Source organism: Litchfieldella rifensis, from assembly GCF_042646605.1.
Classification (GTDB): Bacteria; Pseudomonadota; Gammaproteobacteria; order Pseudomonadales; family Halomonadaceae; genus Litchfieldella; species Litchfieldella rifensis.
Genome location: NZ_JBHRUG010000002.1, coordinates 164,999 through 187,611 on the forward strand (window position 1 = coordinate 164,999; position 22,613 = coordinate 187,611).

Here is a 22,613-nt window from a genome sequence, read left to right on the forward strand (position 1 = left end):
TCGCCAGATCTCATGGCAAGGCATGATGGTGGTGCGACCGCGATGAATTCAGATTTTAAAAAGCTGACTAACAAGACAGCTTTTTCAAAGCTAGACCCTGTTGTGGTAGCCGTGCAAGTTTTTTCTTCATGCTATGGAATTTATTTCAACATACTGTAATTTAAGGGTTATTTTTGTGTTTTTGTGCCTTTTCACCAAATTGGTGAAAAGGTGCTCTATTTTGGTTTTTGCTGATATTGATTGGAAAAGTTATTTATAAACAAAAAGATAAGTCTATGTTTCGAGGTTTTCTTAGTGATCGTGAGATCATTGCTTGAACCATTATGAAAACTGACTAGCCTGTCATGAAGCGTACCTGTCATGGATTTGGTGCCATCTGATGTCGGGAGGCTTCGTCGAGACGAGTTTCCTGTCTTTTCAGTCAAGTTTTGATAGGGGTATCGCGCCAAAGGTAGTGGATGGCAGCGCTTTGGCATGCTTATTGCCGTATATTTGGCAGATTCGCCAGATCGGCTTGCAACACAATAATGACGAGGAGAACAACAATGACCGTCAAGACATCTCGGATGTTGGACAGGCAAGGCCTGATCGAGCTGGAGGAGGGCGACGATGTACGCGACAGTCCTCGCTTCAATGTCGATATCGCCCCGACCAAGGCCAGTGAACGGACTTGGTCGCGCTGGAACATTGCCGCGCTGTGGGTGGGGATGTCGATCTGCGTGCCGACCTATACTCTGGGTGGGGTGCTCACGGCCTATTTCGGTCTGAGCGTCGGTGAGGCCTTGCTGGCCATCCTGTTGGCCAACGTGGTGGTGTTGATCCCTTTGACGCTGAATGCCTTTCCCGGCACCAAGTTCGGGATCCCCTTTCCGGTGGTACTACGCTCGTCGTTCGGTATCCTGGGTTCCAATGTGCCGTGCTTGATCCGGGCCCTGGTCGGCTGTGGCTGGTTCGGTGTGCAGACCATGTTCGGCGGCCTGGCCATCCACCTGCTGCTGTCGGCGATCTTTCCGCCCTGGCAGGCGTTGGGCGGCGTCGGCGAAGTGATCGGCTTCTTCGTCTTCGGCGCCATGAATCTGTATGTGGTGATTCGTGGCGCCGAGTCGATCAAATGGCTGGAAACCCTGGCGGCTCCCTTGCTGCTGGCGGTCGGCGTCGGGCTGATGTTCTGGGCGTGGCCGCACATGTCGATGACCGAGCTGCTGGCACAGCCGCCGTCGCGCCCGGAAGGGGCGCCGGTCTACGGTTACTTTTTCGCCGGCCTGACCGCCATGGTCGGGTTCTGGGCCACGCTGTCGCTGAACATTCCCGACTTCAGCCGCTTCGCCAAGAGCCAGAAGGACCAGATCGTCGGCCAGATCATCGGCTTGCCGTTGACCATGTTCTTCTTCGCCGCCCTGGGGGTGGTGATGACGGCTGCGTCGGCATCGCTGGTCGGTCGCACTGTCGCCGACCCGGTCAACCTGATCGGCATGATCGACAACCCCTTCTGGGTGAGCGTTGCCATGGTGTTGATCATCATTGCGACGCTGTCCACCAATACGGCGGCAAATATCGTCTCGCCGACCAACGACTTCCAGAATGTGGCGCCGAAGCTGGTCGACCATCCCCGCGGCGTGCTGATCACCGGTTTGGTGGGCGTGCTGCTGATGGGTTATGACCTGTTGCAGAAGGCCGGCATCATCACCTCGGGGGTATCGCTGGAGAGCATGTACTCCAACTGGCTGCTGGGCTATTCGAGCCTGCTGGGACCGATCGCCGGCATCATGGCGGTGGACTACTTCCTGATCAAGCGTCAACGGCTGGACGTGCCGAGCCTCTATCAGGACAACAAAGCCTACCCGGCAATCAATCCGGCGGGATTCATCGCCTTCGGGGTGCCGGTCGCGCTGACCCTGCTGGCGCTGACGACCGGCACCATGAACTGGTTCTACGACTACGGCTGGTTCACCGGCTCGGCACTGGGCGCCGTGGTCTACTATGCGGCCAGTCTGGTGCTGTCTCCGGTCAACAGGACAATCCCGACAGCAGCCATCGAAACCGAACGCCTGTCCTGATGCCCAGCGTGCGCTGCAGATGCTGCCCCGTCCGTCAGACGGTCGGGGCGTTTATGTGCCTGGGTGGCTTTGGCCATGGCCGCGGGCAGGCGGCGTGCATGTCCCTCGGCGTCTCGACGCCATTCTCGCCAATCGCGGAGCCAATAATAATGAGTACATCCGATTATCCGTTGAGCGAAGTTCCCGAGGGTAGGCGCAAGGGGCTGCTCTCCACCTCTATGGTATTGCTCGGTTTCACCTTCTTCACTGCCACCATGTGGGCGGGGGGATCCCTCGGCACGGCATTCGGCTTTGCCGAGCTGCTGATGGTGATCGTCGTCGGCAACCTGATGCTTGGTGCCTATGCCGCGGCTTTGGCCTACATCGCCTGCAAGAGCGGGCTCAACTCGGTGTTGATGGGGCGTTTCTGCTTCGGCGAGGTCGGCAGCAAGCTGTCCGATATGATCCTGGGGTTCACTCAGGTCGGCTGGTATGCCTGGGGAACGGCGACCATCGCCGTGATTCTGGTGCAGACCACCGGCCTTCCCGAGTGGCTCGAGATCCCGCTGATGGTCGCGTTCGGCTTCGCTTTCTGTGTCACCGCGATGATCGGCTATCGCGGTCTCGATTGGCTGTCCCGCGTTGCGGTGCCGGCGATGCTGCTGTTCATCCTGATCAGCCTGTATACCGGCCTGGTCGATGTCGGTGGCGTGACGGCGTTGGCAGGCCAGACCCCCACCGAGAGCATGAGCTTCGCCGCAGCCGTTACCGTGATCATCGGTACCTTCGTCAGTGGCGGTACCCAGGCCACCAACTGGAGCCGCTTTGCCCGCTCGCCGCGTATCGCGGTCATCGCGACCCTGGCTGCCTTCTTCGTCGGTAACGGTCTGATGGTGCTGACCGGCGCCCTCGGGGCGATGATCTATCAGCAGGCGGATATCGTCGATGTGATGCTGGCCCAGGGCTTCGTGGTGCTGGCGGTGCTGATGCTGTTCCTCAACATCTGGACCACGCAGGACAACACCATCTACAACTTCGCCGTGGCTGGCTGTAATCTGCTGCGCACCGACAAGCGTCGCCTGGTGACCGTTGCCGGTGCCGCGATCGGTACACTGCTGGCGGTCGGGGGCATGTACGACATGCTGATTCCGTTTCTGGTGCTGCTCGGTACCTTCATCCCGCCGATCGGCGGTGTGATCATGGCGGATTTCTGGCTGCACCATAAGCAAAATTATCCGCTGCTGGCGCAGGCGCGTCTGCCAGCCTTCAACTGGGTTGGCCTGGGTGCCTATGCACTTGGCTCCGCGGCGGCCTACTTTTCCCCAGTGTTGCCGCCACTGGTTGGCGTGCTGGTCGCGGCGCTGGGCTACGGCGTGCTGCGACACCTGACACTGGCCAGCATGCCGCCCCCGGCTCATAACGAAGGCTAGGGGGACCCGGTGCAGTAGCAGCCGGCCGTCGGTCGGCTGCCGCGTCAGGGGCGCAGGGACGAGGGCCGGCCGAGGTTCTCGGGACCGAAGGAATCCGGCAGCAACTCGTCCATGCTGTAGCTCTTGAGCCACTCGCCCCGGCCGTCGAGCACGTGGATGCGCGTCGCTGTGGAAGCGAACTCGCGAATTCGCTGGCGGCAGTCGCCGCACGGCGTGCACAGGTGGTCGCCGGGGCCGATCACGTACAGCGCGCTGATGGCTTGCCGGCCGCTCGAGACCATGGCGGCGATCGCCGAGGCCTCGGCACACAGGCCCTTGTAGTTGGCGATTTCCACATTGCAGCCGTAGAAGAGCTGGCCGTCGCTGCTTTCCAGCGCCGCGCCCACCGGATGCCCGGAGTACGGCACATAGGCGTTGTCGCGGACGGCCAGCAGTTGCCGATGGAGTTCGTGCGGGATCGGGTGTGTCATGGCTCAGGCCTCGTCACGGCGGCTGGCGTCGTCGCGCAGGACCGTTTCCAGTGTCACTTCCATCATCTCGTCGAAGGTGTTCTGGCGCTCGGCCGAACTCAGCGCCTCGCCGCGCAGAATGTGGTCCGACACCGTGCAGATCGTCATCGCCCGGGCGCCGTACTCCGCCGCCACGCCATACAGTCCGGCCGCTTCCATCTCGATACCGACGATGCCGTAGCGCTTCATCAGTTCGAAGAGCTCGTGTTGTGGTGAATAGAACAGATCGGCCGAGAACATGTTGCCGACCTTGAGCGGGATGCGTTTCTCGCGTGCCACGCTGACCGCGTGGCTGACCAGGTCGAAATCGGCGATGGCGGCGAAGTCGTGGTCCATGAAGCGGGTGCGGTTGACCTTGGAATCGGTGCTGGCACCGAGGCCGATCACCACATCGCGGACCTTGACGTCGTCGCGCACCGCCCCGCAGGAGCCGACGCGGATCAGCGTCCCGACGTCGTAGTCGGTGATCAGTTCCTTGGCGTAGATCGACACCGACGGGATGCCCATGCCGTGACCCATCACCGAGATTTCGCGGCCCTGATAACGGCCGGTGAAGCCCAGCATGTTGCGTACGGCGTTGACCTGGCGCACGTCGCTCAGGAAGGTCTCGGCGATGTACTGCGCTCGTAGCGGATCGCCGGGCATCAGCACGGTATCGGCGAAATCGCCCTTGTGGGCCTGGATGTGGGGAGTTGCCATGGGGCGCTCCTGTGAAGGGGTGGATGGCGACGTCAGAGGAAGCTGCGGCCGTGGTCCATCGGGCTCAGGCCGAAGTGGCGAGCCAACGACTGGCCGATATCGGCGAAGGTCTCGCGGGCGCCCAGCGAGTCTGGCGCGAGGCCGCCGCCGAGAGCGATGACCGGGATATGCTCGCGGGTATGGTCGCTGCCGCGCCAGGTCGGGTCGCAGCCATGATCGGCGGTGAGGATCAACAGATCATCGGGGGCGAGTCTGTCCAGCAATTCCGGCAGGCGCGTGTCGAATGCCTCCAGGGCAGCGGCATAGCCGGCGATGTCGCGGCGGTGGCCATAGAGCATGTCGAAATCGACGAAGTTGGTCATGATCAGGGTCTCGTCGCCGGCTTGGTCCAGGGCTTCCAGGGTGGCATCGAACAGGGCCTCATGGCCGCTGGCCTTGATCGTCCTGGTGATGCCGCAGTGGGCATAGATATCGGCGATCTTGCCGATCGACACCACCGCGCCATTTCTTTCGTCGACCAGTTTCTGCAGCACCGTGGGTGAGGGCGGTTCCACCGAGTAATCGCGCCGATTGGCGGTGCGCGCGAAGCTCGCGGCGTCTTCTCCCGTAAAGGGGCGTGCGATCACCCGCCCGATGTTGTAGGACTCGAGCAGGCGCCGGGCGATTTCGCACAGTCGATAGAGTCGCTCCAGGCCGAAGGTCTGCTCATGGCAGGCGATCTGGAACACCGAATCGGTCGAGGTATACACGATCGGCTTGCCGCTGCGCATGTGCTCCTCGCCGAGGCGCTCGATGATGGTGGTGCCCGAGGCATGACAGTTGCCCAGCACGCCGGGGAGCTCGGCCTCGCGGATCAGCGCCTCGAGCAGTTCGGACGGAAAACTGCGCTCTCGGTCCTCGAAATAGCCCCAGTCGAAGAGCACCGGCACGCCGGCGATCTCCCAGTGGCCGGACGGGGTGTCCTTGCCCGACGACAGTTCCCGGGCATGACCGTAGGCACCGTGCACCTGCGCGGGAGGCGTGATGCCTTCGGCCCAGGCACCGGTACTGTCGCGGTGGGCATGGAACAGCCCCAGGCGTGCCAGGTTGGGCAGAGAGAGCGGGCCTGTTCGGCCGATGTCGGCTTCGCCGCGGGCACAGGCCTGGGCGATATGGCCCAGGGTGTCGGCACCGGCATCGCCGAACCCGGCGGCATCCGGCGTCGCTCCGATGCCGAAGGAATCCAGCACCAGTACGATGGCGCGTTTCATATCGCCTCCCCAGTAGGGGTGGTGGGACGAAGCACATCATGAATCAGGGTGGGAGACGCGACGGGCGCGTCCTGCACCCTGATGGCATCCTGGATCTGCTGCACGGCACGCTCGGCATCGGCCTCGCTGCGCGCATGGACCAGCGCCAGTGGCCGCTCGGCGTCGACGGCGTCGCCGATGGCGGCGACCTGCGCCAGTCCCACGGCGTGGTCGATGCTGGCACCGGCCTGCAGGCGACCGCCGCCCAGCTCGACCACCGTCATGCCCAGGGCCCGGGTGTCCATGGCCTGGACATACCCCGGGCGGAGCGCCGGCACGGCGCGCACCACCGGCGCCCTGGGCAGGTGGCGGTCGTAGCGGGCGAGGAAGTCGCGCGGGCCGTTGAGCCCGGCGACCATGCGCTCGAAGCGCTCGGCGGCGGCTCCCGAGTCGAGAGCGGCATCGAGCCGCTCGACGGCCTGGGCGTGCGTGTCGGCCAGGCCGCCGGCGAGCAGCATCTCTGCGGCCAGTGCCCGGGTGACCTCGAACAGCCGCCCACCGCGTATGTCGCCGGTGAGCATGGCTATCGCCTCGCGGACTTCCAGGGCGTTGCCGGCGCAGGAGGCCAGGGCCTGGTTCATGTCGGTGAGCAGCGCGGTGGTCGGGGTGCCGGCACCGCTCGCGACGTCGACGATGGCTTCGGCCAAGTCGCGGGAGGCCTGGGGAGTGGGCATGAAGGCGCCGCTGCCGACCTTGACGTCCATGACCAGGGCATCGAGACCGCAGGCCAGTTTCTTGCCGAGGATCGAGGCCACGATCAGCGGTATCGACTCCACCGTGGCGGTGACGTCGCGTACGCTGTAGAGGCGCTTGTCGGCGGTGGCCAGGCTGCCGGTCTGGCCGATGATGGCCACGCCGGTCTCGCGGACCAGCCGGCGGAAGGTGGCGTTGTCGGGGGTGACGTCGTAGCCGGGAATCGACTCCAGCTTGTCCAGGGTGCCGCCGGTATGCCCCAGGCCACGTCCCGAGATCATCGGCACATGGCCGCCGCAGGCGGCGACCCAGGGCCCCAGCACCAGCGACACCAGGTCGCCGACGCCGCCGGTGGAGTGCTTGTCGAGTATCGGGCCGGGCAGGTCGAGCCCGCTCCAGTCGAGTACTTCGCCCGAGTCACGGATGGCGGTGGTCAGGGCGATGCGCTCGGCGGCATTCATGCCGTTGAGGAACACCGCCATGGCGAAGGCGCCAATCTGGCCGCCGCCGATGCTGTCATCGGCGATACCCGCGACGAAGCGCCGTATCTGTTCGTCACTGAGCGCCTGGCCATCGCGTTTGCGGCGGATGATCTCCTGGGGCAGCATCAGTAGTCTCCTTGCGCCGGGTCAGCCCCCTGTTCGATCTCCAGGGTCGTCAGCAGGTTGCCGAGCAGGCTCGAGGCGCCGAAGCGGAAGTGGGCGGGCGTCATCCAGTGTTCGCCCATCAGGCGTGCGGCGAGATCCAGATAGGCCTTGGCATCGTCGGCCGTGCGTACGCCGCCGGCGGCCTTAAAACCGACATTACGGCCGCTGTCGCGGATCGCGCTCAGCATGATCTCGGCGGCCTCCAGGGTGGCGTTCACCACCACCTTGCCGGTCGACGTCTTGAGGAAATCGGCGCCGCCGGCGATCGCCAATTCGCTGGCGCGTCGAATCAGTTGGGGATCCTGCAACTCGCCGGTTTCCAGGATCACCTTCAGCGTGCGTTCGCCGCAGGCGGTCTTGCAGGCCTCGACCAAGGCCTGGCCCACGGCCACATCGCCGGCCATCAGTGCGCGGTAGGGGAATACCACGTCGACTTCATCGGCACCACGGGCCACGGCATCCCGGGTTTCGCTGGCGGCCCGCTCGATATCGTCGCTGCCGTGGGGGAAGTTGGTGACGGTGGCGATCTTCACCGTCTCGTCGAGCCCCAGGGCCGCGAGTTCGCGCCGTGCCCCGGTAATGAATGCGGGGTAGATGCAAATGGCGGCGGGGTGTCCCGCAGGGGTGTGGGCCTGACGACACAGGGCGGCGATGGTGGCGTCGCTGTCGTCATCGTTGAGGCTGGTCAGGTCCATCAGGGCCAGGGCCTGGCGTGCGGCATGCTGTAATTCGGTCATGGCGTTACTCGTCTGGAATGATACGGCGTGCGGTGATCGGGGCGGCGGCCTTCGCATGGACCGCCTGCTCCACTGGTCGTGATGGTGTGTGTGATCTCAGCCGCCCGCGGCGGTCAGCGCAATGAAGAACCCGGCGATCGAGGCCGACATCAGGTTGGAGAGGGTACCGGCCAGCACCGCCTTGATGCCGAAGCGCGCGATGTCGTGACGACGGCTGGGCGCGATGCTACCCAGCCCTCCCAACAGGATGGCGATGGACGACAGGTTGGCGAAGCCGCACAGGGCGAAGGACAGGATCGCCACGGTGTGCGGGGTCATCGCCTGGCCGGTGGTGGCAACCATCTGCTCGCCGTCGATGTAGGGTGCCAGGTTGATATAGGCGACGAACTCGTTGACCACCAGTTTCTGGCCGATGAAGGAGCCGGCCAGGGTCGCTTCCTCCCACGGAATGCCGAGCAGGAAGGCCAGGGGGGAAAACAGCCAGCCGAGCAACAACTCCAGGCTCAAGTCGCCCATGCCGAACCAGTCGCCGACGCCACCCAGAATACCATTGATCAAGGCGATCAGGCCGATGAAGGCCAGCAGCATGGCACCGACGTTGGCCGCCAGACGCAATCCCGACGTGGCCCCCGCCGCCGCGGCATCGAGCACATTGCTCGGGTGATCCTCCTCCTCGATACGCTCCTGGGCGTGGGCGATGTCGTCATCGGGCGTATCGGTTTCGGGCATGATCAGCTTGGCGAACAGCAAGCCGCCCGGCGCAGCCATGAAGGAGGCGGCGACCAGGTACTCCATGGGAATGCCGAGTGCCGCGTAGCCGGCCAGTACCGACCCGGCCACCGAGGCCAGGCCGCCACACATCACCGCGAACAACTGCGAGTGCGTCATGCGCGCGATGAAGGGGCGTACCACCAGCGGGGCCTCGGTCTGGCCGACGAAGATGTTGGCGGTCGCCGACATCGACTCGGTGCGCGAGGTGCCCAGGGCCTTCTGCAGCGCGCCGCCCAACAGGCGGATGATCCATTGCATGACGCCCAGGTAGTAAAGCACGGCGATCAGTGACGAGAAGAAGATGATCACCGGCAGCACCTTGATGGCGAACACGAAGCCTACCTGCTCGGCATTGGCCAGCCCGCCGAACAGGAAGTCGATGCCATCGTTGGCGTACATCACCACCTGGCTGACACCGTTGGAAATGGTCTGCAGTACCGCCTGTCCGAAGGGCACGTAGAGCACGAAGGCGCCGATACCGGCCTGGATGGCGAAGGCGCCGGCCACGGTTCGCAGGCGGATGGCGCGACGGTTGTAGGAGAAGATGATGGCGATGAGAATCAGTGTCGCCATTCCGACCAGGCTCATGATGATTGTCATTGTCTTTCCTTCACGCAGACGCTGATGGTGGGCTAGAGGCATGCACGGTGCATACCAGAGGCGAGGGCATGGGAATCCTCTAAGGTTGTCGTTGTAAAGTTACAAATATAACATAAAAATGTTATGTTACTAACATTTTGCAAGCCTAGTTGCCATCGACCATCGTTCCCATGCGATCTTGGTCGTTGCTCCGAGAGTGGCAATTTGCTCCTCAGTGGCGCAGCATGAACAAGTCAACCGATTGATGAGCAAGGTATTATCAAGGCAAGTGCGAGAGAGGAGAGTGAGGGTCCATGAAAGGCCGTAGTGCAATGCGGCTGGCGCGTTTGCAGGAAGCCCTGAAGCGTGGCGGTACCATCCACCTGTCCGAGGCGGCCAAGCTGTGCGGTGTCTCGGAAATGACCATCCGTCGCGATGTGGCTGCCAGTGACGGGGCCATGAGTTTTCTCGGTGGACGTCTGGTGATGGCCAACGATCCACAGTATGCCCCGGTCTACAACCTGGACGAGCAAGAGGGCAGTCATTACCTGGCCAAGCAGCGCTTGTGCCAGTGTGCGGCGTCGTTCGTCGAGGATGGCGATACCCTGTTCATCGACTGTGGCACCACCCTGATGCCGCTGGTCACGGCCCTGCCAGCCGACAAGCAACTGACGGTAGTGACCTACGCGCTGAACGTCGCCAATGCCGTCAGTCAGTTGCCGAATGTGCGCTTGTTGCTGCTCGGCGGGCTGTTCTACGCATCGTCGTTGTCCTTCGGCAGCGATGACATGCCCCAGACCATCAAGCGGCTGGGGATCAACAAGGCCTTCATCTCCGCGGCGGGTGTGCATGTCGAGCGTGGCGTCAGCTGTTTCCATTTCCACGAGGTGACGCCCAAACAGGCTGCCATCGACAACGCCGCGCAGCGCGTCCTGGTCGCCGATGCCAGCAAGTTCGGTCTCATCCGGCCAGCGTATTTCGCACAACTGGACGAGTTCGACGTGATCGTCACCGATGATGAGGCGGAGCGGTGCCTACGCGATCGCTCGGACACCGGAACCGACTCACCCAGGATCATGGTGGCCTGACACCGGCGCATGAGGTGGCAGGTGCACGAGCCGAGCCGCGGAAGATGTCGCGATCGATGCGAAACCGAGGGTGTGATGCTGAGGGTGCTACTGGTGATCGTGATCACGGCATTGGTCGGCAATTCCCACGCCGCCGACCGGGAAGCCACTGTCTGCGGGCCGCTCAAGGAGCGCTTCTTCTTCTGGCAATGGAGCCTGGCCGCCCCCAACCCCAACCCGGCGCGCGTGGCGGGGCTCGAGCATGTGGAAGCGACGACGTTCGTTACCGGCGACGGCAAGCGGCTGGCCGGTTATCGTTATGCCGCCCATGGGGAGGGGACCGATGACGGCGAGCCGCGCGGCTATCTGCTGATGGCCATGGGCAATGCCATGGTGGCCGACATGATGATCCAACGTCTGGGCGAGTTTGCCGCCGCCGGCTTCGACACCTATGTGTTCGATTACCGTGGCTATGGCGACTCACAAGGGCGTAGGCGAATCAATGCCATCATCGAGGACTACAAGGAGATCGTCACCGCCCTCAACGAGCGCTATCGGCACCGACTGCTCTATGGCACCTCCCTGGGCGGTGCCGTCATGATGAATGTGATCGGCAGTGGCGTCGATTTCGATCGCGCGGTGATCGATTCCAGTCCCAGTCGCTTCTCGCCCTATGGCTGCCCGAGACGCATCGACCCCGTCGAGCACCTCCCCGACGATGCCAGTCGGTTACTGGTGATTACCGGACAGCGGGACTCGGTGCTTGGTGCCAGGATGACTCGCGAGTTGCGCCTCGAAGCCGAAAAGCGCGGGGCAATGGTCATCGACGGCGAGGACTACGGCCATCCGTTCATGGATCGTTCCGACGTGCATCGTGAACGGATGGAGAGAATCGAGCGCTTCCTGTTGGCCGATGCATCTTCGTGACGCTGGTGGCGCTTTCCTTATGGCACGCAGTAATAGAGTTGTGCCGGCAGCACATTGAATGGTTCGAAGCTGCGTCGGACTTCCGAGAACACACGCTGGAGATGGGGCAAGACCTTTGGCGAGAACTGATAGATCAGCAAGGCTCCGCTTGGCGCGAGGACCTGGTGCGTGGCACGCAGCACCGTCTCGCACTGGGACTCCGGCATGGTACTGAAGGGAATGCCGGCAATCACGTAATCGGCGATCTCGAGCTCCCGGTCCAGGAGGGTATCCTGGACCTCGACTGCCGAGCCATGGACGACATGCAGCCGTGGATCGGGTAACGCGTCGCGAAGAAAAGCCACGAAGTCCTGGTTGGTTTCCACGGCTACCAGCACCGCTTCGGGATGCATGCGATGCAATATCTCGCTCGTGATGGTACCCACACCGGGGCCATACTCGACGATGACCCGGGCGCGTTCCCAGTCGACCTGGTCCAGCAACCGCCTGACGAGGAAGGGAGAACTGGGAATGATCGAGCCCAGCATGCGGGGATGTTTGAAGAAGTTCCTCGCGAACAGCGACAACTGTCGGCGTTGGGTTGGCACGGGCTTTTGTGACGTGCGCTCCTGGAAATCCATTGAACGACCCCTTCTTCTGAGCATGAGACAGCTTCCTCCACTCTAGGCCAGTGGAGGCCAGCCGGAAAGTACAACCGCCTGACACGGCTGGTTTTCCTTTCGGCTGGCGGGGGCGGCGCCGGCCATTCGCGTGTGAGACGCCACGTCTACGACCCAGGGTATCAGCGGATCCGGGACAATGCCTGTTCCAGTGTCTCGATCGTGCGCGCGATGTGATACAGCTTGTCGAAACCGAACAGGCCGATGCGAAAGGTCCGGAAGTCGTCGCCCTCGTCGCACATCAGCGGCACGCCGCCGGCGACCTGCAGGCCGGCAGCCATGAACTTGGTGGCGATACCGGCATCGTCGGTAAAGTTGACGATGACGCCGGGCGCCTGGAAGCCCTCGGCGGCGACACTGGCGAAGCCGTGCTGCGTGAGCAGGGCACGAGCGCGGTCGCCGAGTGCCTGCTGTTCGTCACGCAACTTGTCGAAGCCGTAGGCCTCGGCTTCGTGCATGATGTCGCGCAGTCGCCGCAGGCCATCGGTGGGCATGGTGGCGTGGTAGGCATGGCCACCGGCCTCGTAGGCCTGCATGATCTGGTGCCACTTGCGCAGGTCGGCGGCGAAGCTGGTGCTGGTAGTGGTCTCCAGACGCTCCAGGGCCCGCTCGGAGAGCATCACCATGGCGCAGCATGGTGAGCCGCTCCAGCCCTTCTGGGGCGCGCTGATCAGCACGTCCACGCCGCTTGCCTGCATGTCCAGCCACAGCGTGCCGGAGGCGATGCAGTCGAGCACGAAGAGCCCGCCGACCTGGTGCACGGCATCCGCGACCTGCTTGAGATAGTCGTCAGGCAATAGCATGCCTGAGGCGGTCTCCACATGGGGAGCGAATACCAGCTCGGGCCTTTCGGCTTCGATGGTGGCCACGACCTCGTCGATGGGCGCCGGCGCGAAGGGAGCCTGCTGGCCGTCCCCGACACGGCGAGCCTTGAGCACCGTGCTGGCAGCCGGGATGTCACCCATCTCGAAGATCTGCGTCCAACGGTAGCTGAACCAGCCGTTGCGAATCACCAGGGTCTTGCGCCCAGTGGCGAACTGACGGGCTACCGCCTCCATGCCGAAGGTGCCGCTGCCCGGCACGATCACTGCGGCTGGGGCGTTGTAGACGTGCTTGAGAGTGCGGGAAATGTCACGCATCACCTGCTGGAAGGAGCGAGACATGTGGTTGAGCGAGCGGTCGGTATAGACCACCGAGTACTCGAACAGTCCGTCGGGATCCACGTCGGGTAATAGGCCGGGCATAGTATTTTTCCCCTTTCATGTATACAAGAGATCTAGGATATTCCGATTGCCCTGGAGCCGGCCAGGGACGATTCGCGTATTAGCGCTCTGCACCCACCAATGCTTTCCATGTCCGCGTCGGAGGCGTGATGCGAACCCTGAGACCCTATATCTTTCTGCTGCTTACCGTCATCATCTTCGCGGGCAACATCCTGGTCGGCAAGGCATTGAGCGATCTGCCTCCCTTTACCATTTCCTTTTCGCGCGTATTCATCGCGCTGTTGCTGATGCTGCCGCTGGGGTGGCATCAGGCGCGTCATGCGTGGCCGGTATTCAAGCGTCACTGGCGCCCGCTGGTGGGGCTGGCACTGACCGGTGTGGCCTTCTTCAATGCGCTGATCTACGCCGCCCTGCAGTATACGTCATCGACCAACGTCGCCATCCTGGAGAGCACTATCCCGGTAGTCACCATCCTGTTCGGCTTCGTGCTGTTCCGGGAACGTTTTCGCGGTGTGCAATGGCTGGGGGTGGCGTTGTCGCTGGCCGGTGCCATCGGCGTCATCACCCTGGGCGGCACTGCAGAGGGGCCGGTTACGGTCAACCTGGGCGATGCCATCATGGCACTGGCGGTGCTGGTCTGGGTCGGCTACTCACTGCTGGTCAAGGAGCATCTGACCAAGTTCCCGCGCTATGGCGGGCTGCTGGTGATGCTGGTGATCGCCAATCTGGCCCTGGCGCCGATCGCGTTCTGGGAAAATGCGATTCACGGTCTGGTGTTGCCGCTCGAACGTGAGCAGTGGCTGGGGCTGGCCTATCTGGGCATCTTCCCTTCGGTGGTGGCGCTACTGCTCTACAACAGCGCCATCGGCGATATCGGGCCGACCCAAGCGGCGGTCTTCCTCAACCTGCTGCCGGTATTCACCATGCTGGGGGCCTGGTGGTTGCTCGGGGAGCGCATTGCGTTGGCCCAAGTCGTCGGCAGCCTCGTGGTGATCGTCGGTGTCCTGCTGACGACCCGGGCACGGAAAAGGCGCCAATGCGGGTAGCGGCATGCCTCACGAGAGGCTGCACGGGACAAGCTTCTTGTGTGGCCTAGAAGCCAATGCGAGTACCGTTCTCCAGGGCGTCCTGGTTACTCACGGTATCCATGTCGCTGCCGACCATCTCGTCGCTGTCATCGATGAAGGTCAGGGTGCCCTCGGTGAAGCCCAGAGGACGCAACAGGTCCTTCACCTCTTCGATGGCATGAAAGTGACGCGGCGCTTGGTGACTGTCGACGAGCTGATAGGCGGTGTGCCCATCATGCAGACGCACCAGATAGACGCCGGCTCTGGTCGGGCAGAGTTCCACCTGTGGCTTGAAGTCACGATGGGCTAGTGAGCGCAGCTGGTGAAGGGTCAGATTCTCTAGGGTATCGGTCGATGAGGCCATGCAAACGTCCTCCTCAGGATGTGTCCTGGAATATCGCGATCGCTGGTCGGCCTCCCGTTCAACGGGATGTCTTCTTACCATAGCGTTGCCCGGGAAGGCTGCAAGGAACGCTTTCGCCCCTGCTTTTCCGGCGTTCAACGCGGAATCGACATATCATTGAATTGAACCTTCAGGCTAACGAACAACCCGCCTGCACCGAAAGGGACGTCGATGGGCCCGTCAACCACACTACAAGAATAATTAGGAAACCATGTTTCCTAAAGGGAGGTGGACCATGAAAGTCATCGTCGCATCCGCCATGACGCTCCTGGCCGCTGGCGCTCTGCCCACAATCGTGCAGGCGCAGTCGTTCCAGCCTGCCGATTATCCTCAGAGCTACGTGGGCGGTGATGCCATGTTCTGGGAGCTCAACCCCGACAGCGGGCCCTCCGCCGATAGCCTGGGGCTACGCCTGCTAGGTGGCGTCCAGTTCAACGACTACATCGCTGCGGAGGGCCATCTTGGTAGCGGCGGTTCCGATACCAACCAAGGCCAGGATACCGAACTGGACTATATCGTGGGTGCCTATGCCAAGGGGATCCTGCCGGTAGGCGATGAGTTCCGCGTCTATGGCCTGGCCGGTGTCACCGCGGTGGAAGGCACCTTCACCGTGGGCCCCTTCTCCGGCAGCGAGCGGGAAAGCGGCTTTTCCTACGGCGCCGGTGCCGAGTTCGACATCATCCCCAATCTGGCGGTCGGCGCCGACTTCATGCGCTATCTGGACAAGTCGGAGTACACCTTCGATGCCGCCAGTGTGGGGGTGCGCTATCGGTTCTGACGGCATTCCGGCCATTCTGTCGGGCCGTACCAGCACAGCCCGGTCGCCAGCGAGGCGCTTTTTACAGCCAGGATCCCGCCATCAGATAGGCGACAAGCGCAAGGAACGCGACGGCCAGGGCGAAGGGAATCTGCGTCTTGATATGGTCGATATGGTCGGATGCCGCACCGGTGGAGGCCAGGACCGAGGTGTCCGACAGTGGTGAGCAGTGGTCGCCGAATACGCCTCCTCCCGCCACGGCCGCCACGGTGGCGTAGATCAGCGGCGTGACCTGATCGCCGGTGAAGGTGAAGGCGATCGGCACGGACAACGGCATCATGATCGCAAAAGTGCCCCACGAGGTGCCGGTGGAGAAAGCGATCACCGCGGCGATCAGGAAGGTCATCGCGGGTAGCAAAGAAGGGGTCAGCCAATCCTGCGTCACTTCCACGATATAGGTGGCGGTTCCCATGTCCTTGGACAGTTGGTTCAACGAGTAGGCCAGGGCGAGAATGACGATCGCGGGCATCACCCCTTTCATCCCGGAGATGGCCGTTTTCATGATGTCATGGAAGGGAATGCCCTGTAGTCGCATGATCACGCCCAGGGCCACCGATGCCGCGAGAAAGGCTTCCATGGTCTTGGCGGATCCCATGACGATGAAGGTGCCCACGGCGATGCTGATCACGACCAGTACCGGCAGGAAGAAGTTGAGGAACAGCGAGGTGCGTACACCGTCGTACGGTTGGATATCGGTGAGTTCTTCGCCGACCAGCGGCTCGGCGCCGTCCCGCAGTACCTTGCCTTCCTCTTGGGCACGTTGTTCCGCTTGGCGCATCGGGCCGAAGAGGGGAACGATACCGACGATCACCAAGCCGACCGTCAGCACGGAAAGCCAAGCATAGATGTTATAGGGAATCGCCCCCAGGAAGACCGACATGGCCTGGCCGGCATCCTCGATGGGCCCCATGCCGATCAGCAGCCCCGAGATGAACACCGCCCAGCCGGTAATCGGTACCAGAACGCTGACCGGCGCCGACGTGGAGTCGGCGATATAGGCCAGCTTCTCCCGGGAGACCTGGTAGCGGTCGGTAAGGCCGCGCACGGTGGTGCCGACGAACAGCGGGCTGAAATAGTCGCTGAAGAACACGAACATGCCCATGAACCAGCCGACGAGCTGAACGCGTACCCGCGACAGCGCCCGGCGTTCGATCCAGGAGGTGAAGTTCTGGATGGCGCCAGTGCGCTGGAAGAACGCGATGACGGTGCCGATGAACAGCTCGAGCAGGAGTATCCACGAGAAACTGGTGGTGCCCAACGTTTCCTTGAGCAGCGTCGGAAAGCCCATGAGTCCCTTGTCCATCGACATGACGCCGACGAAACAGGCGACGGCAAGGGAGAACACGGTGTTGCGCGTGACGAAAGCCAGCAGGATGGCCAGTGCCGCCGGCATGACCGACAGCAGCCCAAGATGATCGTGAAGGTCCATTGGTTACCTCGATTGTTGTTGTGGAGGAAAGAACTCAGGTTTCGCGGCTGGCCTTACGCCGTTCCAACGCCGCCGTGAGATGGAAACCGATGCGGCGGACCGGTTCGGGTGGCATCCAGCTGGGACGGCCGAAGAGCGCCTGGATATCCTCGACCGGTTGGCCGAGGGCATGTCGCGCGAGGGCATCGCCGAGGAAGGTGCCCTTGACGATGCCGCCACCGTTGCAGCCCGCCGAGACATACAGGCCCGGCTGAATCTCGCCCCACAGGGGTGCGCCGTTGTGGGTCAGCCCGGTGGTGCCGCCCCACATGTGTTCGAAATTCACCGGGGCGAGTTCGGGGAAGCGCGCCTCCAGGCTCGCTTGCAGCGAGGCCTCGATTCGGGCATTGCTGGCCTCGCGCTCGTAGCTGTAGCGCGAGCGGATCATCAGGCGTCCCTCGGAGGTGGTGCGCAACGTGCAGCCGAGTCGATGCGCCGGCAGCAGTCCCCACGTTTCGGGCATGATCCGCGCACGATCCGTGTCCGCCAGCACGGGCGTCACGGCGGCATAGGTATAAATGGCCGTCAGGCGTGACGCATCGGCGCCGAACGCGCGTGAAAAGGCGTTGTTGGCGAGAATGACCCGAGGCGTGCGTATTTCGCCCTCGGGTGTGGAGACATGCCAGCCCTCGCTATCGCGGCGAATGGCGATGGCCGGACAACGCTCGTGCAGTTCGACGGCCTCGGGGAGCGTTTCCGCCAAGCCCCGGACCAAGGCAGCGGGCTGCACGAGGTAGCAGTCGGGCGAGTAGAGGCCTGCTGTGTAGTAGCGCGTACCGATTCGCTCGGCCAGCGCATCACTTTCCAGTGTGTCGTAACGCAGCCCGGCGGCGTCGAGGAAGGCGCGATATGAAGCCAGGAAGCGGCGTCCGGCGGGGCTGCTAGCCGCGCGATAGGTGCCGCTATGCTGGAGCCGGCAGTCGATGCCGTACGCTTCGACGCGCTGGCGCAACCGCGCCATGGTCTGGCGGGTCAATGCATTCAGGCGTGACATCCGTTCGAGCTCACCGGGGCTGGCATCATTGGCCAGCGCGATTTCCAGCATGAAGCCGGAGTTGCGTCCGGGGCTGCCTTCGCCGAGACGGTCCGCATCGAGAATCTTGATTCGGTCCTGGGGACGGGCCTCTTGCCACGCCAAAGCGGCGGCAAGGCCGGTATAGCCGGCACCGACGATCACCAGGTCGGCCGTGGCATCGCCACGCAGGGCGGGGAAGGGCTCGCGACTCGGCAGCCACAGATTCCAGCCGCAGGGGCGTTGATGAGAGGGAAGGGGAGGCCAGGCCATGCGGACTTTATTCCACGTACAACAGGCCGTGGGCCTGCTGCACCATCTCAAGGACCTCGGCCTGCATGCTTTCCAACACCTCTTGCTTATGAGAGTCGGTCATGCGCGACTTGAGCATCGAACAGCTCATCGCTCCGAGAGGGTGTCCGCTATGGTCGAGAATGGGAATGGCCAGGCCGGTATATTCGGGCAGTTGCGAGCCTTCGACGCCTCGCGCATAACCGGTCGTCAAGAGATGGTGGATTTCGGCTTCGACATCGGCGGGGGAAATATTGTAGTCGCGTTGTAGTTGCGGAGCATTGTGCGTGAGGATCGCCTTGCGTTCCGATTCCCCGAGATAGGCGAGTAGCGCGATGGAGGCCTGGCCGACACCGAGAGGCAGGCGGCCACCGGTCGCACGCACGAAGCTGCCGACCGGATAGTCGCCGTTCTGGACTTCGAGACACACGGCATTGACGCCATCGCGGGCGAAAAGATAGAAGCTGTCGCCGAGGCGTTGCGCCAACGCCAACAGTCGGGGGCGGGCCAGGTCGCGCAGTCCTGCGCCGTTGCCGGCCTGGGCGCCGAGCACGAGTAGCTCATAGCCCAGCAGATAGCGCCCCCGAAGCGGCGAGGGGCGCAGGAACCCTTGCTCCTTGAGCCCCTTCAACAGCCGATAGATCGTCGGGCGGCTGAGATCGATCGCATCCAGATAGTCATCGATGCTTGCCCCTCGATAGCCACAAGCGGCGGTGACCTGTAGCACCTGCATGGCATGCACCAGGGTCGAGGGGCCTTGCGCTGTGGAATGGCGATCGGACGTCATGTCGTGTCACGGGTCGATGAACCAGACCACAGCATAGCGAGATAAAATCGGAAGTTCGTCTCGTATAGTGAGATCTTGCCCATCGGGTTGGTGGCAACCCGATGGATCTCTTATTCGTCGCCTTGAGGCACTTCATCGAGGGTAGTGTCGGCACCCACCGGCTCGCCGTCGAAGGTCACCCGATAGAGCCCGGTGTTGCCGCTATCGGAGGTGAAATAGAGCGCACCATCCGGCGCAAAGGCGATGCCGGCGGGACGTGCCCAACGCCGTCCCTGTTCGTTCTGGAAGCCGCTCAGCAGTTCGCTGACCTCTCCCTGACCCTGGCCATCGAAAGTAATTCCCACGATTTTCGGTTCACGGCGTGTCGCCGGGTCGCCGGAGGCACTGCCATCGGGGAGGGTCGCCCAACTGCCGTGTACGGCGATCACGGCATCCAGTGCCAGGCCATTGCCCTCGGGCAGGAAGTCCATTCCCAAGGGGGCGCTGCGTGCCGGCAGGGTGGCGGCTGGCGCCGGAATGGTGTCCGCTGACTGAGGTGGCTCGCTATTGACGCAGTCGTCGCGGCGATATTCTCCCTCTACCCATTGGAACCAGGGCATGCCGTGGAAACTGCCTTCCTCGGTACGCACCACCACTTCTCGCGGCAGCTCGTAACCCCAATGATCCGGGCCGTTGTTGGTGGCAAAGAGAACGCCTTCGTGATTCCAGGCCAGCCCGACCGGGTTGCGTAGACCGGTGGCATAGGGTCGCCATTGTGGCGAGTCGCCGCTTTCGTCGAGCACCATGATGCCACCGCGGCGATCGGCAAAATCGTAGCCCTCGCCGATGAACTGATCCGAGCAATTGCCTTGAATGCCCAGGGATAGGTAAATCCGGCCATCGGAACCCACCGTCAGGGTGCGAGTATTGTGCCCGCCCCCGCCTGGCAGCTTGGCGACCTCCTCGAAGTCATCGGCCGCGAGGGACGCGCCGGCCTGGTAATCGGCCCGCATCAAGGCCGTGGTGGTGGCGACGTAGAGATGATTGCCACGCTGTATCACGCTGTTTGGAAGGTCTCCGATTTCGGCGAGAGAGGTGGCCTGGTCGTAGGGGGGAACCGAACGGTAGATGCTGCCGCTTCTGCTGCCGATGAACATCTCGCCATCGAGGCCGATGCTGATCATTCGCGGTGAGTCCAGTGAGGCGACTTTTTCCACTTGGACGCCCTTGGGCGCCCTGAGCTGTTGGTCGGTACCGGCGACATCGATCGTCTGCAGGTCGCCACCCTGTTCCTGGGCAAGTGCAGCACTGGAGACTGTCAACGCAAGAGCCAATATGCCGAATTGAGGAAGGGGCCAAAGGCGATGTGAACGGCAAGTAGAATGAGAGTTGGCTGCCATGGTTTCGACTCCTTGAATCGGGTCGTCCTGGATAGGACGACAACCTTCCGGGTGACATCATCGACTTGCTTACAACCGCAGCGTTCCGTCCCCAGTGTAGACGACCCATCGAGGCACCCTTGCGTTCCTTCCCTGGCATCCTGGATATGACAACGCCCCACGAGGGGGCGTTGTCGACGGGGTGGCTCAGCCAGTTTCGAGAGACTGGCCGGGCGCATTACACCTCCTTGTAGAGCTCGCCCCCTTGCTCGCGGAACTTCTCGGCTTGTTCCTCCATGCCCTTCATCACCGCTTCCTGGTCACCTTCGAGGCCCTTGTCCTTGGCGTAGTCGCGCACTTCCTGGCTGATTTTCATCGAGCAGAACTTGGGCCCGCACATGGAACAGAAATGCGCTACCTTGGCCGAGTCCTTGGGCAGGGTCTCGTCGTGGTACTCACGCGCGGTGTCGGGATCGAGTCCCAGGTTGAACTGGTCTTCCCAGCGGAACTCGAAGCGCGCCTTGGACAGCGCGTTGTCGCGGCGCTGGGCCGCCGGATGCCCCTTGGCCAGGTCGGCGGCGTGCGCGGCGATCTTGTAGGTGATGATGCCGGTCTTGACGTCGTCCTTGTTGGGTAGGCCGAGGTGCTCCTTGGGCGTCACGTAGCACAGCATGGCGCAGCCGTACCAGCCGATCATCGCCGCGCCGATGCCGGAGGTGATGTGATCGTAGCCGGGGGCGATGTCGGTGACCAGCGGGCCGAGAGTATAGAAGGGCGCCTCGTCGCAGTACTCGAGCTGCTTGTCCATGTTTTCCTTCACGAGATGCATGGGCACGTGGCCGGGACCCTCGATCATCACCTGGACATCGTGCTTCCAGGCAATCCTGGTCAGCTCGCCCAGGGTCTTGAGCTCGGCCATCTGCGCCTCGTCGTTGGCGTCGGCCACCGAGCCGGGGCGCAGGCCGTCACCCAGCGAGAACGCCACGTCGTACTGCTTGCAGATCTCGCAGATCTCCTCGAAATGGGTATAGAGGAAGCTCTCCTGATGGTGGAACAGGCACCACTTGGCCATGATCGAGCCGCCGCGCGAGACGATGCCGGTGACGCGCTTGGCGGTCAGTGGCACATAGCGCAGCAGCACGCCGGCATGGATGGTGAAGTAGTCCACGCCCTGCTCGGCCTGCTCGATGAGGGTGTCGCGGAACACCTCCCAGGTCAGATCCTCGGCGACGCCGTTGACCTTCTCCAGTGCCTGGTAGATGGGCACGGTTCCGATCGGCACCGGCGCGTTACGGATGATCCACTCGCGGGTCTCGTGGATGTTCTGCCCGGTGGACAGGTCCATGATGGTGTCGGCACCCCAGCGGATGCCCCAGGTCATCTTGTCGACCTCTTCCTCGATCGAGGAGGTCACCGCCGAATTGCCCAGGTTGCCGTTGATCTTCACCAGGAAGTTGCGACCGATGATCATCGGCTCGGATTCCGGGTGGTTGATGTTATTGGGAATGATGGCCCGCCCCTCGGCGACCTCACGACGCACGAATTCCGGAGTGATCTCCTCGGGCAGCTTGGCGCCGAAGCCCTGGCCGGGGTGCTGGTGGCCCAGTATCCGTTCGACTTCCTCGGTGCCCAGTGCCTGGCGGCGTTGGTTCTCGCGGATGGCGATGAACTCCATCTCGGGCGTGACGATGCCCTGGCGGGCATAGTGCAGCTGGGTGACGTTCTTGCCGGCCTTGGCGCGGCGAGGGGTGCGCGTGAGGTCGAAGCGCAGCGGTGCCAGCAGCGGATCGTTGGCGCGCCGTCGGCCGTACTCCGAGGTTGGGCCGTCGAGGAACTCGGTATCGCCGCGTTCGTCGATCCAGGCGCGGCGCAGTTCGGGCAGGCCCTGGCGCAGGTCGATACCGATATCCGGGTCGGTGTAGGGACCGGACGTATCATAAACCAGTAACGGCGGGTTCTGTTCGTCAGCGCCGGAGGTCTTGGTCGGCGACAGCGAGATCTCGCGGAACGGCACGCGGATATCGGGACGCGAGCCTTCGACATGGACCTTGCGCGAGCCGGGCAGTGGCTGGACGGCAGCAGCGTCGACGCGCGCGCTATCGGCGAGAAAGTGGGCAGTTTTTGCCATGCGAGGGTTCTCCCTT

General features: G+C 63.0%; 20 protein-coding genes. 6 read left to right on the forward strand and 14 right to left on the reverse strand.

Features of this window, described 5'->3' with window-relative positions; translation table 11 throughout:
* Nucleotides 1-545: 545 nt before the first annotated feature.
* Together ACFOEV_RS01315 and codB are read left to right on the forward strand one after the other, a co-directional pair.
* Complete coding sequence (locus ACFOEV_RS01315; protein ID WP_386770811.1) at nucleotides 546-2,057, forward strand: NCS1 family nucleobase:cation symporter-1; 1,512 nt, start codon at nucleotides 546-548, stop codon at nucleotides 2,055-2,057.
* 149 nt (nucleotides 2,058-2,206) lie between these two features.
* Nucleotides 2,207-3,466 carry a cytosine permease gene (gene codB, locus ACFOEV_RS01320; protein WP_386770813.1) on the forward strand — a complete coding sequence of 420 codons (1,260 nt, stop codon included), beginning with the start codon at nucleotides 2,207-2,209 and terminating at the stop codon, nucleotides 3,464-3,466.
* A gap of 44 nt (nucleotides 3,467-3,510) precedes the next feature.
* Here the strand turns inward: codB and cdd are convergent, their stop codons facing one another.
* From cdd to ACFOEV_RS01350, 6 genes are all read right to left on the reverse strand, one after another.
* Complete coding sequence (gene cdd, locus ACFOEV_RS01325; RefSeq protein ID WP_386770815.1) at nucleotides 3,511-3,936, reverse strand: cytidine deaminase; 426 nt, start codon at nucleotides 3,934-3,936, stop codon at nucleotides 3,511-3,513.
* Nucleotides 3,937-3,939: 3 nt separating this feature from the next.
* Nucleotides 3,940-4,674, reverse strand: coding sequence for a purine-nucleoside phosphorylase (gene deoD, locus ACFOEV_RS01330; protein ID WP_386770817.1), 735 nt, complete (start codon nucleotides 4,672-4,674; stop codon nucleotides 3,940-3,942).
* 32 nt (nucleotides 4,675-4,706) lie between these two features.
* Nucleotides 4,707-5,924, reverse strand: a complete 1,218-nt coding sequence (locus ACFOEV_RS01335; RefSeq protein ID WP_386770819.1) for a phosphopentomutase — start codon at nucleotides 5,922-5,924, stop codon at nucleotides 4,707-4,709.
* Nucleotides 5,921-7,264 (reverse strand): thymidine phosphorylase, encoded by a 1,344-nt coding sequence (deoA, locus tag ACFOEV_RS01340; RefSeq protein WP_386770820.1) that lies wholly within the window; start codon nucleotides 7,262-7,264, stop codon nucleotides 5,921-5,923. Before deoA ends, ACFOEV_RS01335 begins: the two co-directional genes overlap by 4 nt.
* Nucleotides 7,264-8,040, reverse strand: a complete 777-nt coding sequence (gene deoC, locus ACFOEV_RS01345; protein WP_386770822.1) for a deoxyribose-phosphate aldolase — start codon at nucleotides 8,038-8,040, stop codon at nucleotides 7,264-7,266. The genes deoA and deoC overlap by 1 nt, the downstream gene beginning before the upstream one ends.
* A gap of 96 nt (nucleotides 8,041-8,136) precedes the next feature.
* Entirely contained in the window at nucleotides 8,137-9,411 is a 1,275-nt protein-coding gene (locus tag ACFOEV_RS01350; RefSeq protein WP_386770824.1) for a NupC/NupG family nucleoside CNT transporter, read from the reverse strand.
* A gap of 293 nt (nucleotides 9,412-9,704) precedes the next feature.
* Here ACFOEV_RS01350 and ACFOEV_RS01355 point away from each other — a divergent pair, with 293 nt between their 5' ends.
* On the forward strand, nucleotides 9,705-10,478 hold the full coding sequence (locus ACFOEV_RS01355; protein WP_386770826.1) for a DeoR/GlpR family DNA-binding transcription regulator: 774 nt from the start codon (nucleotides 9,705-9,707) through the stop codon (nucleotides 10,476-10,478).
* A 75-nt stretch (nucleotides 10,479-10,553) separates the two neighbouring features.
* Nucleotides 10,554-11,384 (forward strand): alpha/beta hydrolase, encoded by an 831-nt coding sequence (locus ACFOEV_RS01360; protein ID WP_386770828.1) that lies wholly within the window; start codon nucleotides 10,554-10,556, stop codon nucleotides 11,382-11,384.
* A gap of 17 nt (nucleotides 11,385-11,401) precedes the next feature.
* Here the strand turns inward: ACFOEV_RS01360 and ACFOEV_RS01365 are convergent, their stop codons facing one another.
* Together ACFOEV_RS01365 and ACFOEV_RS01370 are read right to left on the reverse strand one after the other, a co-directional pair.
* Nucleotides 11,402-12,004, reverse strand: coding sequence for a class I SAM-dependent methyltransferase (locus tag ACFOEV_RS01365; protein WP_386770830.1), 603 nt, complete (start codon nucleotides 12,002-12,004; stop codon nucleotides 11,402-11,404).
* A gap of 161 nt (nucleotides 12,005-12,165) precedes the next feature.
* Nucleotides 12,166-13,287 (reverse strand): alanine--glyoxylate aminotransferase family protein, encoded by a 1,122-nt coding sequence (locus tag ACFOEV_RS01370; protein WP_386770832.1) that lies wholly within the window; start codon nucleotides 13,285-13,287, stop codon nucleotides 12,166-12,168.
* A gap of 128 nt (nucleotides 13,288-13,415) precedes the next feature.
* Here ACFOEV_RS01370 and ACFOEV_RS01375 point away from each other — a divergent pair, with 128 nt between their 5' ends.
* On the forward strand, nucleotides 13,416-14,312 hold the full coding sequence (locus tag ACFOEV_RS01375) for a DMT family transporter (protein ID WP_386770834.1): 897 nt from the start codon (nucleotides 13,416-13,418) through the stop codon (nucleotides 14,310-14,312).
* A gap of 46 nt (nucleotides 14,313-14,358) precedes the next feature.
* Here the strand turns inward: ACFOEV_RS01375 and ACFOEV_RS01380 are convergent, their stop codons facing one another.
* Nucleotides 14,359-14,697 (reverse strand): DUF6482 family protein, encoded by a 339-nt coding sequence (locus ACFOEV_RS01380; RefSeq protein WP_386770836.1) that lies wholly within the window; start codon nucleotides 14,695-14,697, stop codon nucleotides 14,359-14,361.
* Between the two features lie 274 nt (nucleotides 14,698-14,971).
* Here ACFOEV_RS01380 and ACFOEV_RS01385 point away from each other — a divergent pair, with 274 nt between their 5' ends.
* A complete protein-coding gene (locus tag ACFOEV_RS01385) occupies nucleotides 14,972-15,514 on the forward strand; it encodes a porin family protein (protein ID WP_386770838.1) in 543 nt (180 codons plus the stop codon).
* 61 nt (nucleotides 15,515-15,575) lie between these two features.
* On the opposite strand, the gene ACFOEV_RS01390 is transcribed toward ACFOEV_RS01385, so the two are convergent.
* The 5 genes from ACFOEV_RS01390 to thiC all read right to left on the reverse strand — a co-directional run bounded on the left by ACFOEV_RS01390 (nucleotide 15,576) and on the right by thiC (nucleotide 22,597).
* A complete protein-coding gene (locus ACFOEV_RS01390) occupies nucleotides 15,576-16,982 on the reverse strand; it encodes a Na+/H+ antiporter NhaC family protein (protein WP_386770840.1) in 1,407 nt (468 codons plus the stop codon).
* Between the two features lie 34 nt (nucleotides 16,983-17,016).
* Nucleotides 17,017-18,306 (reverse strand): NAD(P)/FAD-dependent oxidoreductase, encoded by a 1,290-nt coding sequence (locus ACFOEV_RS01395; RefSeq protein ID WP_386770842.1) that lies wholly within the window; start codon nucleotides 18,304-18,306, stop codon nucleotides 17,017-17,019.
* Nucleotides 18,307-18,313: 7 nt separating this feature from the next.
* The gene (locus tag ACFOEV_RS01400) at nucleotides 18,314-19,111 is read right to left on the reverse strand and encodes an IclR family transcriptional regulator (protein ID WP_386770844.1); all 798 of its coding nucleotides are present in this window, start codon (nucleotides 19,109-19,111) and stop codon (nucleotides 18,314-18,316) included.
* A 110-nt stretch (nucleotides 19,112-19,221) separates the two neighbouring features.
* The gene (locus ACFOEV_RS01405) at nucleotides 19,222-20,412 is read right to left on the reverse strand and encodes a PQQ-dependent sugar dehydrogenase (RefSeq protein WP_386770846.1); all 1,191 of its coding nucleotides are present in this window, start codon (nucleotides 20,410-20,412) and stop codon (nucleotides 19,222-19,224) included.
* Between the two features lie 295 nt (nucleotides 20,413-20,707).
* The gene (gene thiC, locus ACFOEV_RS01410; protein ID WP_386770848.1) at nucleotides 20,708-22,597 is read right to left on the reverse strand and encodes a phosphomethylpyrimidine synthase ThiC; all 1,890 of its coding nucleotides are present in this window, start codon (nucleotides 22,595-22,597) and stop codon (nucleotides 20,708-20,710) included.
* Nucleotides 22,598-22,613: the final 16 nt, after the last annotated feature.

Coding starts and splice junctions, on each gene's coding strand:
- deoD (WP_386770817.1), bottom strand. CDS start 4,674: ATGGCAACTCCCCACATCCAGGCCCACAAGGGCGATTTCGCCGATACC.
- ACFOEV_RS01360 (WP_386770828.1), top strand. CDS start 10,554: ATGCTGAGGGTGCTACTGGTGATCGTGATCACGGCATTGGTCGGCAAT.
- cdd (WP_386770815.1), bottom strand. CDS start 3,936: ATGACACACCCGATCCCGCACGAACTCCATCGGCAACTGCTGGCCGTC.
- ACFOEV_RS01355 (WP_386770826.1), top strand. CDS start 9,705: ATGAAAGGCCGTAGTGCAATGCGGCTGGCGCGTTTGCAGGAAGCCCTG.
- ACFOEV_RS01335 (WP_386770819.1), bottom strand. CDS start 5,924: ATGAAACGCGCCATCGTACTGGTGCTGGATTCCTTCGGCATCGGAGCG.
- ACFOEV_RS01315 (WP_386770811.1), top strand. CDS start 546: ATGACCGTCAAGACATCTCGGATGTTGGACAGGCAAGGCCTGATCGAG.
- ACFOEV_RS01390 (WP_386770840.1), bottom strand. CDS start 16,982: ATGGACCTTCACGATCATCTTGGGCTGCTGTCGGTCATGCCGGCGGCA.
- ACFOEV_RS01350 (WP_386770824.1), bottom strand. CDS start 9,411: ATGACAATCATCATGAGCCTGGTCGGAATGGCGACACTGATTCTCATC.
- ACFOEV_RS01370 (WP_386770832.1), bottom strand. CDS start 13,287: ATGCCCGGCCTATTACCCGACGTGGATCCCGACGGACTGTTCGAGTAC.
- ACFOEV_RS01380 (WP_386770836.1), bottom strand. CDS start 14,697: ATGGCCTCATCGACCGATACCCTAGAGAATCTGACCCTTCACCAGCTG.
- ACFOEV_RS01395 (WP_386770842.1), bottom strand. CDS start 18,306: ATGGCCTGGCCTCCCCTTCCCTCTCATCAACGCCCCTGCGGCTGGAAT.
- deoA (WP_386770820.1), bottom strand. CDS start 7,264: ATGCTGCCCCAGGAGATCATCCGCCGCAAACGCGATGGCCAGGCGCTC.
- codB (WP_386770813.1), top strand. CDS start 2,207: ATGAGTACATCCGATTATCCGTTGAGCGAAGTTCCCGAGGGTAGGCGC.
- deoC (WP_386770822.1), bottom strand. CDS start 8,040: ATGACCGAATTACAGCATGCCGCACGCCAGGCCCTGGCCCTGATGGAC.
- ACFOEV_RS01385 (WP_386770838.1), top strand. CDS start 14,972: ATGAAAGTCATCGTCGCATCCGCCATGACGCTCCTGGCCGCTGGCGCT.
- thiC (WP_386770848.1), bottom strand. CDS start 22,597: ATGGCAAAAACTGCCCACTTTCTCGCCGATAGCGCGCGCGTCGACGCT.
- ACFOEV_RS01375 (WP_386770834.1), top strand. CDS start 13,416: ATGCGAACCCTGAGACCCTATATCTTTCTGCTGCTTACCGTCATCATC.
- ACFOEV_RS01400 (WP_386770844.1), bottom strand. CDS start 19,111: ATGACGTCCGATCGCCATTCCACAGCGCAAGGCCCCTCGACCCTGGTG.
- ACFOEV_RS01365 (WP_386770830.1), bottom strand. CDS start 12,004: ATGGATTTCCAGGAGCGCACGTCACAAAAGCCCGTGCCAACCCAACGC.